This is a genomic window from Pseudomonas sp., assembly GCF_050739995.1.
In the GTDB taxonomy this organism is placed as follows: domain Bacteria; phylum Pseudomonadota; class Gammaproteobacteria; order Pseudomonadales; family Pseudomonadaceae; genus Aquipseudomonas.
The window spans coordinates 1-10,611 of sequence record NZ_JBOICG010000270.1 but is presented as its reverse complement, the minus strand read 5'-3'; the positions used below and the strand labels follow the sequence as shown (position 1 = coordinate 10,611).

At 55.8% G+C, this 10,611-nt stretch carries 8 protein-coding genes; 2 read left to right on the top strand and 6 right to left on the bottom strand.

Annotation, left to right across the window (positions count from 1 at the left end; translation table 11 throughout):
- On the bottom strand, positions 1-375 hold a 375-nt coding region (locus ACRESD_RS09220), incomplete at its 3' end, for a DNA-binding protein (RefSeq protein ID WP_431750630.1).
- A 78-nt stretch (positions 376-453) separates the two neighbouring features.
- On the opposite strand from ACRESD_RS09220, the gene ACRESD_RS09215 reads away from it, so the two are divergent.
- Positions 454-1,605 (top strand): site-specific integrase, encoded by a 1,152-nt coding sequence (locus tag ACRESD_RS09215; RefSeq protein WP_431750629.1) that lies wholly within the window; start codon positions 454-456, stop codon positions 1,603-1,605.
- A 378-nt stretch (positions 1,606-1,983) separates the two neighbouring features.
- Here the strand turns inward: ACRESD_RS09215 and ACRESD_RS09210 are convergent, their stop codons facing one another.
- Positions 1,984-2,319 (bottom strand): hypothetical protein, encoded by a 336-nt coding sequence (locus ACRESD_RS09210; RefSeq protein ID WP_431750628.1) that lies wholly within the window; start codon positions 2,317-2,319, stop codon positions 1,984-1,986.
- A gap of 91 nt (positions 2,320-2,410) precedes the next feature.
- On the opposite strand from ACRESD_RS09210, the gene ACRESD_RS09205 reads away from it, so the two are divergent.
- On the top strand, positions 2,411-2,623 hold the full coding sequence (locus ACRESD_RS09205; RefSeq protein ID WP_431750627.1) for a hypothetical protein: 213 nt from the start codon (positions 2,411-2,413) through the stop codon (positions 2,621-2,623).
- A gap of 1,927 nt (positions 2,624-4,550) precedes the next feature.
- On the opposite strand, the gene ACRESD_RS09200 is transcribed toward ACRESD_RS09205, so the two are convergent.
- From ACRESD_RS09200 to ACRESD_RS09185, 4 genes are all read right to left on the bottom strand, one after another.
- Positions 4,551-6,056, bottom strand: a complete 1,506-nt coding sequence (locus ACRESD_RS09200) for a hypothetical protein (protein ID WP_431750626.1) — start codon at positions 6,054-6,056, stop codon at positions 4,551-4,553.
- The gene (locus ACRESD_RS09195; protein WP_431750625.1) at positions 6,053-7,741 is read right to left on the bottom strand and encodes a hypothetical protein; all 1,689 of its coding nucleotides are present in this window, start codon (positions 7,739-7,741) and stop codon (positions 6,053-6,055) included. The genes ACRESD_RS09200 and ACRESD_RS09195 overlap by 4 nt, the downstream gene beginning before the upstream one ends.
- 639 nt (positions 7,742-8,380) lie before the next feature.
- Positions 8,381-9,079 carry a hypothetical protein gene (locus tag ACRESD_RS09190; RefSeq protein WP_431750624.1) on the bottom strand — a complete coding sequence of 233 codons (699 nt, stop codon included), beginning with the start codon at positions 9,077-9,079 and terminating at the stop codon, positions 8,381-8,383.
- A gap of 108 nt (positions 9,080-9,187) precedes the next feature.
- The coding region (locus ACRESD_RS09185; protein WP_431750623.1) for a hypothetical protein at positions 9,188-10,611 on the bottom strand (1,424 nt) is incomplete at its 5' end.

The window sequence follows — 10,611 nt, the reverse complement described above, 5'->3', positions numbered from 1 at the left end:
GATCATCTTTTGGCGAAGCTGCGCCGCATCCTGACGTGCCTGATCCTCGATCTCGGCGACACGCTCGCGTTCTACGATCAGCACCTGGCGTTGTTCGGACAACGCCTGCTCAGCCACACCCTGCGCCAGGTGAATCGCCTGCTGCCACACCGCGACAAAGGCTTGTGACACTTCACCGGGTAATGTCGGCAGTCGCGTTTCGCCATTCAGGCGTTCGGCCAAACGCGCCCACCAAATATCCAGTAGCCCGCCGACTCGCGCCGGGCTACCTCGACCCAGCTCCAGGCGTACACGCTCGACCGTCGGCCGCTCACCACGGGCCAACACTGCGTCCGCGGCGGCAAAAACGTCGTTTTCCGGCACCCCTACTGCCATGGTTCACCTCGGCGTATATTAGGTCTGATAATTGAATGTTATCCGACGTTATTTTCTGAATAATGGAATTATCATACGTTGAACGTATTAAATATTACAGATCAGTTAACCCTAGTCGACGAAACCCTGCTGGATCCGCATTTACTGGCCACGAACGCGCAGCAAGCGGCCGCGGCGTTTATCGCCGCCGGCACGGCAGCCAACACCGTGCGCAGCTATCGCAGCGCCCTCGCCTATTGGTCCGCCTGGCTGCAACTGCGCTATGGCCAGACGCTGGGCGACGCCCCTCTGCCAGCAACGATGGCGGTACAATTCGTCCTGGATCACCTGGCCCGACCGCTGGGCGACGGCACGTGGGCGCACCTGCTACCGCCGGCAGTCGATGCCGCCTTGGTGGCCGCACGGGTCAAGGGCGGATTGGGGACGCTGGCCTATAACACCGTCAGTCATCGCCTCTCGGTGCTCGGCAAATGGCACCGTTTGCAGGGCTGGGACAGCCCCACCGAAGCACCAGCCCTGAAAACCCTGCTGCGCGACGCACGCAAGGCCCAGTCGCGCCAGGGTGTGACCGTGCGCAAGAAAACCGCGATCGTGCTTGAGCCGCTGCAGGCACTGCTGGCCACCTGTACCGATGGCGTGCGCGGGAAGCGTGACCGCGCCCTGCTCCTACTAGCCTGGAGTGGGGGTGGCCGACGGCGTTCCGAGGTGGTGGGTTTGCAGATCGGCGATGTGCGTCGCCTGGATGCTGACACCTGGCTGTATGCCTTAGGCACCACCAAGACCGACACCGGCGGCACTCGTCGTGAAAAACCGTTGCGCGGCCCGGCCGCTCAAGCGCTGACCGAATGGCTAAAGGCTGCGCCTGCAGCGTCGGGACCGCTGTTTCGGCGCCTGTATAAGGGCGACAACGTGGGCACGGCAGGCTTATCAGCTGACCAGGTGGCGCGCATCGTTCAGCGTCGTGCAAAACTCGCGGGCTTGGACGGCGACTGGGCGGCGCACAGTTTGCGCTCAGGGTTCGTGACCGAGGCCGGCCGTCAGGGGGTGCCACTGGGTGAAGTCATGGCGATGACCGAGCACCGCAGCGTGAGTACGGTCATGGGCTACTTTCAAGCCGGTGCACTGCTCGAAAGTCGAGCCACAACTCTACTTAAATCATCGACCGTTGATGACGAAGAAACACCGGAGGATATGCACGCTGGGGCAAACGAAGCTACCCAGCCAACTTAGTTGCTGGGTACACATACCGACGCGCGCACTGCGCGCGGGTCGGTTTGAGTTTGAGTGTGTGTCGAATGTTGGCGCAGCACCACGGTTCATCGCCTGGCCGCCCGCTAGCAGCCGCTCGCCTTGTGCCTTCACCCGACGCGCTTCAAGCAGGATGCGACCGATCAAAAAAAGAGACGGCCGCCGCTGCAATGGCGGTGGCTCACCATTCGCTTGAGATCGGTCATCCTGTCAGCGCTAAGACGCTGGAGCGGCCACAATCTTAAAGCGCGTCAGCGTGATCTCCTTTCTCCAGCCGCATGAGGTAACAATCGCAACCCTGGAACATAAAATCCGCCTCGATCACACCGGGCCGGTTTTTAACGATACGGCGATACGCAATTACATCGACTTGACCGATACCACCTCCACGTACCTGAATTTTTCCCTCGCCGCCTTGGTTGCCTCTTGCTCTGCGAGCAAAGAGCTCAACGTGTCGGCCTCATGCACCAGCTCGTGCATTTGACCTTCAAAATCGTTCCCCACACGCAGCGTGACCTTCAGCCTCGGCGTAAAACCTTTTGAGATTGAGGCCTTCTTCTTTGCGCGCGTAACAGGCACCGCCGGTACATCATCCGGGGCGACATTTTGCTGATGCGCAATGGCGCTTGGCGCAGGCGGCTCGACGTCGCCAAACAATGCTCGACGTATCTCTTCTTCGGTAAGTTCGGTACTCATCACTGTTCTCATTGAGCTGGATACATGACGTGACCGATTCTAATCGGTGCCACTGCTATGCTTGAATTTTCTCGACAGGAATTCAAACGAAATGGCGATGGAATACTCACTATCAGACCTGCTGGCAAGGATGTATGAAAATCAATTGGCCCTAGAGGCCGCGCTGATGGAATTGGCTATCCACGCCGAGAAACAGGGGTCAGATGAAGTCGGCGAAAATGTCCGCGGCGCGTTATATGTGTTGGGTGAAAATGCCGGCCATATCAAGCAAGGGCTAGGCTTTCGCTTGATTGACAGGTTTTGACTTATTCTTTTTGGGATCCCGTTTTGCCATGATTCCATTCCGAGCAGGTTAAGGTACTAGGGATTATTTTATACGCACCCAAGGGCAACCATTTTGGTTATGCAAAAATGTTTCGCGCCCAATCATTACAAAGTTTGTATTTTCTCAGCGTATACCTCTAACAGATTGCATGAGAAGGCCTTTTGATATCAACACAATATTGGGGTTGTCGCAAGGTCTGCATAGGCTTGCCTGCGACCGGCCAGAAACTATTAAAAACCTCAACAACGCTTATGACTCGTCATATAGCTGCCTTCGAGCCTAAGCTGCCTTTTGAGAAAGGAAGCAGAACCGTCCTTCTCGGTTACCCGGCTTATAGGGGCGAGGAACGCAGCGCTGGCGTATTCGGAAGCGTGGTCCTGGCTTAATTGCAATGGCTTCAGTCGTCATCATCCTAGTCCTGACACCCAATGCATAAGCCTTACAGACTGGGGCGAAAGCACTATGCGTAAGGCGTTTCGCTGAAGCCGTGGATAGCAGCTCGTAGAATCCCGGACGACATATCACTACAGTCCAGCGCACTCAGTCTCTTCAGATTTGACGCGCTCAAAGTGCTTGAAGTATCAATCCGTCTAGCTGCAAGCCTCGGCGATGAATTCCTTCAACAATCTCGCCGTGCGGGCCTTTGACGGACAAAAATGGCCGAAGCTGGAGAAAAGCAGGCGCTGACGGACCTGATGTCTGGCGCAATCGGAAGATACAAGGCCCCCCCAAACCCATCATCATGTAGGACTTGAGGCGTCTGAGGCGCGGGAGATGATCATCATGGCGTCCCACTTACTCGGGTCGTCGCCCTATATAATAGTGTCGCCCCCTCCCCGCTGGCGGTTGTGGCGTAGATGTTAGCTACTGACTGCTTTGGCTGACTCTAGCCTTGTCTGACGGCAAGTTAGGCTGAAATTCATTTTCCACCCTTTTTTCCAAAAAGGGGCAGGAGGGAGTCCCAAAGCACACCCTCGATAAGCTCGATATCCTCGTCGATTGAGTCTTTGAACTCGTAGTATTCGACCAGAAATTCCGCACCGAGTGGGGCCGCCCAAGCAGACAAATAGAGCCCCCACGTAGCCGTGGACGTACCCGTTCCTAGGTGACTTCGGAATCTGTTGTACATATTCTTCGAGGTGCCAACGTAAATTGACCTTGAGCTCGGATGTGCAGAGTTGTCACGACTCATGTTCCACGACTTGGTCGAGCGAACGCGCCTAAAAGCACTCCGCGCTCTTGTAATGAGCTGAGAATTCTTACCTTCTAAGGTAACTTGATAGAGATAATGCGTCGCAGTTTTCTCTACTGGGAACCGAGTATGAAGGCAATTTAATGCGGCCGTACTGGAAAGATCTGACGACGTGAACCTGATGAACCTCGGTCCGGCCTGCGGGGCCGCAAGCACATTGGCAGCACGCTTGATTCGCGTTTTAAAAATATGTTCCAGACTCACAAAAATATCCTTGAGATGCCTAACACCCTAGTTAGCCGGTATTACGTGCGCGTTGAACGACCAGTTAGGCTAGTTCTAGGACAGGATGTTGCCAAGGCTGCCCGTCACAAAGGACTGCAGTTGACCGAGGTTGTGTAAAAAAGTGCTCGACCGGTATGGCTGACGGAGTCACTCGGAAACTCGCGTTCCTACGCAAATTGCAGGTCTGCTGAGCAGCCGATTTTGTCTGTAGACTTCGTGTAAGAAAGCATGCATCAACACTGAGAGCGTGTTTTCACAGAGCCTGGACCCAGAGCAGACATTCCTTATAGTGCCCGAGTGTGCTTAAGTGACTGAGCGCGAGTATCTTGGCGTGAGCTCAGTAGGCTAACACCACACCCATCTATTCAAGGCAAGCGGCTTCAGCTTTGAGGTTGTAAATCCGCCCAACCAGCTCTCACTTATACCCGCTCACGCGGTAAGCAAACGTGCGTACTCCTCCTCCAGATAGGCATCGACAACCTCCACATCCAAAGCGCCTGCCGCATAGCACGCCTTGAGATCCTTGATCGCCAGTGTGCCCAGACGGACCCAGGCGATCAGGTTACTGCGGGCCATGAAGGCAACGAGATTGCCCCCCGAACGCAAGGCTGCGTCGGTCACGTCGACCATGCACAAGGTGCCATGACCAACCACCAGCATCCTGCGCAGCTCGGGATTGCCAGGTGTTGGAGCGCAATCGCGCCATTGTCGCTGGTGATAGAAGCGCTGCTTGATCACCCACATGGTGCGGGTAAGCAGTTCGGTGATCAGCACCGGAATCGCCATGGCAATGCCGTGGCGCATGTCGTAGCCCGCCTCAAATACTTTCACGGCCAAGGTCGAAAAGGTCTGCTTGTGCTGTCCGAACGAACCGACGTTGATGAACTGCAATAGCGAATAAAACGGGATCGGGATACCCGAGCCCCGCCTGGCATTCACTTTGCCGCGACCGCCGGAAGAACCCGCCATATCGGAAAACAGGTGCCCCAGCCAGTTCATGAACCCGGCGAACACTTTGGCCGCCAGGTTGCCGCCGCTCAATTCGAAGGTCTTGGTGTTGACGCTGATCAGCTTACCCTTGTCGACAAAGTGCGCGGTGTTGCTGAACTGATCGAGGATGGAGAAGAACAGCCCGAGTAAGTCGGGCGAGTGGCCCAGGCTTTTCACATGATGGTTCTTCATCGACATGTTCTGCACCGCATCGCCAGTGACGTGGCTGGTGGCATGATCGTAATTGATTTTAAATTTTCCCTCGAGAAAGCCGATGGCGCCGGCAATCTTGTTTGAGTCGTCCCTCCCGCCTTTCCAGCCGTTCAGCCTGGCGAAGCCCTTGACTACATCATCCGTCTGCTCGTCCGCCCAGTTGCCCAACGCGCCCGTGCCCGGAACTCCGACGAAGAACACATCGACCAGCCCGCCGATCAGCCCGCAGGTGCCTGCGATCATGTAGTCGTACTGGTCGCAGGCTGCCGCCTTAAGGGTGAAGTCGGCTTGGATGCGCTTTTCCAGGGTAATGCGCTGGCTGTCGGTCATCAGGCCGCGGAACGGGTCTTCAGCGCGCTCCAGGCCCTGGCGGGTGGCGTAGCCGTCGAGTTGCGCCAGGCAATCGGACCAGCCCGAATCCTCGTCGATCTCGACGATATCGAGCAGTTTCAGGGGCTGCAGGGGTGTCTGGAAGTCCGTGGGTGCCGCCAACCCCTCGCGCTCGAAAAGCACCCGCTCGTGCTCTCCGACGTACACCACATCCTGCGCATCCACGACACTTTGCGCCTGGGCCAAGAGGCTCTCGAGCAGTTCATCGTTGCTGCGTTGGTTTTGGTCCATGCTGTCGAGGACACCTAACATCCGATCCAGGTGCACATTAGTCTGGTCGAGCTGATGCTGCTGGATCAGCAGCGCTTGCGCCTGATCGTGCAGATGGCTTTTCTGTGTCATGAGAACAGGCTGCTAAGTTTTTCCCGGGCCTTGCCGGCCACCTCGCTGGCTGAGCCCAATATCACATCACCGACATTGAAGTAACCAATGACTTCGAAGGCTCGGGCCAGATTCTCTAACTGCTTGCTGTCGCGATCGCGCTTGATGCACAGCTTTACTACGCTCACCTCCTCTGCGGCGTCCGCGCTAGACACCACCACCGAGCGCTCTTCATAGAAGTCCAGAATCCAGTTGTACAGCTCAGTCTTGGTCGGTTCGCGGGTCAGCGTGCGCAGCTTGCCTTCATCGAGGAACTGGGCGCAGCGCAGTTTGGTGGCGCTGGCCTGGGCCGTGCTGGTTCTTTCCGTTAGCACTTGGCCGGCGCTGGTCATCCGCGTCATCAATCCCATCAGCCGCTTGATCTTAACGTCCTGAGCGCCTTGAGCCTGGATGGCTTCGTTGAGTTTTTTGGTGATGAAGTTGATGTCTTTCATCACCAAGGAAATGGTCAGTTGCGTCTGCTTGATCACTTCATTGAGCATCAGCTCCCGACGCTTGGAGCGGCTCAGCTCATCCGCACCGGTCAACTTGCGCACACCGGCATAAGTGCCTACACCGATCAATACAGCCACACCAATACCGGTCATCATGCCCGACATCCCCAGCAAGCCGCCCATGCCCAGGCTCGCCAGACCGGAAGTCAGGCCCGCCGCGGACATGCCCACCACCGAGCCCGACAAATACACCGCCGCCAGCGGCGTTCCCACCGCCGCGGCCTTGGCGGAAAGCAGCTTGAGGGCGGAGACGATCTGGTCATCGGTGAGATCGTCGCGGAGCATATCGTAATCGTTCTTGATGGCCATGACCGCCAGCTCGATTTCCTCGTCGCTGACCTGCAACAGCTCGCGGTTGCTCTGCAGGAAGGCGAACAGGGCAATATCACGACCACCGGTGCTGTAGTAAAGGTTGATCAGATCCTTGACCAGCGACACGTGCAGCGCCCTGATCTGCCCCACCGGGCTGTTGCTGTGGATGCGCTCGAGCAGCGTCGCCAGGGAAATCTGTGCGCTGGCCGAGGTCATATAGGCACGCAGGATAAAACGGGCGCTCGGACTCAGATCCAGACGCGTCATCAACTGGAGGACTTCGGCGAACTCCTTGTCATCAATGACCTGGTCATTGGCGAAGGCCGAATTGATGACTGCCTGGACATACGCCACCTTCAGCGGCTCGCCCAACTCATCGATTGAGACCAACTGGCGCTCTTCCTTGAACTCGCTGAAATCCTGCAGGCAGGTTTTCAGCGTCTGCGCCAGCTTGCGATAGTTGCAGCTCGACAGACCGGTGATGGTCAGGTCGGCGTCCTCCTTGCGGCTGATAAGCAGTGACACTTCCACCTTGTCACCCTTACCGCCGCTGACCGTCTCGACATACTCCACTGCGGCAATATCGACGAAGGGCACGCTGACCGGATCAGCAAAGCTCCCGCTGCGATAGATCAGTTGTTCCCCGGTAAACAGGATTCCGTCCTTGCCGCTGCCGAACAGGGTGTTGTCGAATAGCGCCACGACCGTGGACGGGCTGCCGGTAAAGGCGAAGGCCTCTACCGCATTATTGAGTTTCTTTTCATCGATACGCGGAGCGACGGAAATATTGCTGGAGATACTGCCGAGGTTTTCCCGCAGATAAACGTTGACGTTGGTCATGACACGTCCTTGTGAACGAAGCAAAATGGCTTTTTGATATCAGATAAATTTATCAAATACTCCTGCAGTGGCCTAACTGTTTTTCCGCGGTGCCTACGTCCTTCGTAGCATATCGAAGGCCTAAGCCCTGCTTCGCCACATCTCGTGCCAGATTACCGAATCCAGCACCCCCAGGTTCTCCACCGGATAGCCGCCCTTAGCGTTCCGCGCATCGGACAGCGCGGCCCTGAGCAGATAGGCTCCTTCCAGGTATTTGTAGCCGGCACTGGCGCCGTGCGGACTCTTGCATCCGGTCGCACGCAGCCAGGCCGACACGGGCTCGTTGTCGAGGTGATATCGTTTAGTTCAGACCAAACACTGTCTCGCGTGAGCTATTTCATGCGGAGGCTGGACTGTGGGCGGATTAGCACGTAAGCCAATCAGAAGAGGATGCACAGTATCCAGACCTTTAACATATTCTTCCCAAGGGCATTGGTAACGGGAACGGACTTGCTGTGAATGGTCGCGCGGCAGCTTTGGGGCGCGGATTGGGGGCCTCCTTGGCAGGCAGCAATTACACGATTGCAGCCCTTAGCGACAGGCCGCTATCGACCCGGGACTAAATGATCAGGATTGTCTGCCAGAACATAGCACTGCTGCCTATGACGCTGCTCTCTCCACTTCACAAGCTTGCAGGCTCTGTGTGATGTTGCATTTAGGACGGGGTCCAGACTCCTCATTACAGAAAATCTCTGGATGATCGTTCGCATACTCTTTGAACTGCCGAGCGACCTTATAGGTGTTGTAATTGGACATGACCAGTGCCGCAACAACAGTGAACGCAATCTCAAGCCCTATTCCAGCGTAGAAAGAACCAAGCGTTGTTCCCTTCACCATTACTGCAAACCCGAGGACGGCACCTATGACCATAATTAAGAGTCCTAAAGACAGTGATAAGCGCGCACCAGCGACATCCCATCTGCTGATCCGAAGCGTTAGCAGAGGCATTTCGGGTGAAACAACCAGAAACCTAGCGATTTGCCGAATTTGCCAACGGTTCCAATGACCTATCAAAGCCAATCGAAGCAGAAAACCAGCCTTCATCTTATTCGCACGAATCCCGCTGGCGATACGATAGCTTTCAAGGTAAATAGCTTCATCCAGGTAGTGAGTGAAGGGGTTTTGAGAGGTTTCGAGTGCACGTAGCTCTTTCAAAATCTTATGATGCCTCCGTGACCAGTGGCGGTCATACAGAGAGAATATTTTAAAGAAACTGGTAAGTGTTAGGACAATCACTCCAACCACGGCAGTGAGCGCAGCGACCGTGCCATTAATCTGTGCTAGAAAATCTTGAACCATCCATTATTCCTTCAAAGCAAAATGAGGCTGCGGTAGTCAGATCACGTTTATAAGGTTTTCGAATCGTGGTCTGATCCATTTTTGGGGGCCTAAATGTAACGGGCGGTCTCAGATGTATCGGCTGTGTCGCTCAATAAGCAATTGCCTGTCATGAAATACCATCCAAGGCATCAGTGATTCGAACGCCGCATCACGTATTCTTGGATCGACCCATCCGTCGTCCTCGCCTATTGCCTCAAGGATGGCGCGCATCACATATTCTACGCTAGCCGGTTCGGTGATGATCGTCCCGCACCTCATTTGTTCGACGAGGTGGGTTCTGAGCTCGGCGTGATCCTGACAGCTAGCTCGCAGTCCCAGGTTCGCTCCCATGTGAGGCGCATTCCCACGCCCGCCCTCAAGCAAGCAAAGCAGCGTGCGATAAAGCCCCATACAAACTTCGAGACTAAAATGCGCCCGACTATAGCGTCCTGGAGTGTTGTAGAAGCTTTGGAGGCGACTTAATGTCAGAAAAAGCCCAAGACTACGGAAGGCGTCTCCTGGCAACAGATGCACACTTCGGACTTCACTCACTATCCAAGCGCTGGTCCAAGTTTCTACGATCCGTGCCATCTCGTTTTGCGTTGCTTTCGGATGCAACCAACGCTGCAATCGCGTGAAGCGACTCGCGGAAATCCACCTCCCGATGGCGGGTAGCAGTTCCTCATAAATCCAGGTGTAGGTATCAATGCAGGACCAGACGGCTCGGCGGTCCGCGCGCCCGTCAAGAAAGGACGGGTCCCAAAGAATAGCTATTTCCGATTCAGCGCAAAGGTCTGGGATATTTACCCCCCAGAAAATGCCCCTGTAGCCCAACTCACAGAATGGCATCAGCCGATCCTGAGCCTCATGGAAAATATGCCACTCGGTCGTGCCTTTACGTACGTCATGATGATTGGCGAACGCGAGGATCCATTCCCAGACCCGCCTATCCACTTTGCAGAGTGCCACCTGCGGCCCATTCCAAGTTACGACTGGAAAACCCACTGACTCCCAATCAGACTCTTGCTCCCGCAACGCACCGAGGTATACGTCAGAAAGCGCGTCCGAAGCTTTGATGATCTCCTTGAGGGCCTCAGGAGGGATTATGAAACGGCAATGATTGAGATCGACGATTTCGCCAATTTTGTCCGATGCCAGCGGCCCCTTGAAGAATGGCCTAGCTTCAGAAGATACAGGGCTCTCAGCATGGCCCAGAAAGTTCCTTAACATCCACTTTTGATCCAGAACCACATCCACACCCGCGGTATCGGGAAGCTTCAGCGAAACGATGGCAGATCCCGGATACTGAAACTCTTTGCCTCGAGGCAGCAGCGCCGAAATTTCGATCCAAGGCCTCCTCATGAACCAGCCTCGGTCTGTGCCGTGGCAGGTAATCAGCTCCTCGTTCGCGCCTCGCTCCTGACCAATAAAGTCATGAGCCAGCCTCGATACGTGCGGTCGCGGGTCCTCAAGCGCCTGAAGCAGCGCGTCGTGAAAAGCGACCCGACGCA

What these genes read in the sequence shown, in the direction of transcription:
- ACRESD_RS09205 (WP_431750627.1), top strand. Translation starts at nt 2,411, where the DNA reads ATGGCGATGGAATACTCACTATCAGACCTGCTGGCAAGGATGTATGAA.
- ACRESD_RS09210 (WP_431750628.1), bottom strand. Translation starts at nt 2,319, where the DNA reads ATGAGTACCGAACTTACCGAAGAAGAGATACGTCGAGCATTGTTTGGC.
- ACRESD_RS09195 (WP_431750625.1), bottom strand. Translation starts at nt 7,741, where the DNA reads ATGACCAACGTCAACGTTTATCTGCGGGAAAACCTCGGCAGTATCTCC.
- ACRESD_RS09190 (WP_431750624.1), bottom strand. Translation starts at nt 9,079, where the DNA reads ATGGTTCAAGATTTTCTAGCACAGATTAATGGCACGGTCGCTGCGCTC.
- ACRESD_RS09200 (WP_431750626.1), bottom strand. Translation starts at nt 6,056, where the DNA reads ATGACACAGAAAAGCCATCTGCACGATCAGGCGCAAGCGCTGCTGATC.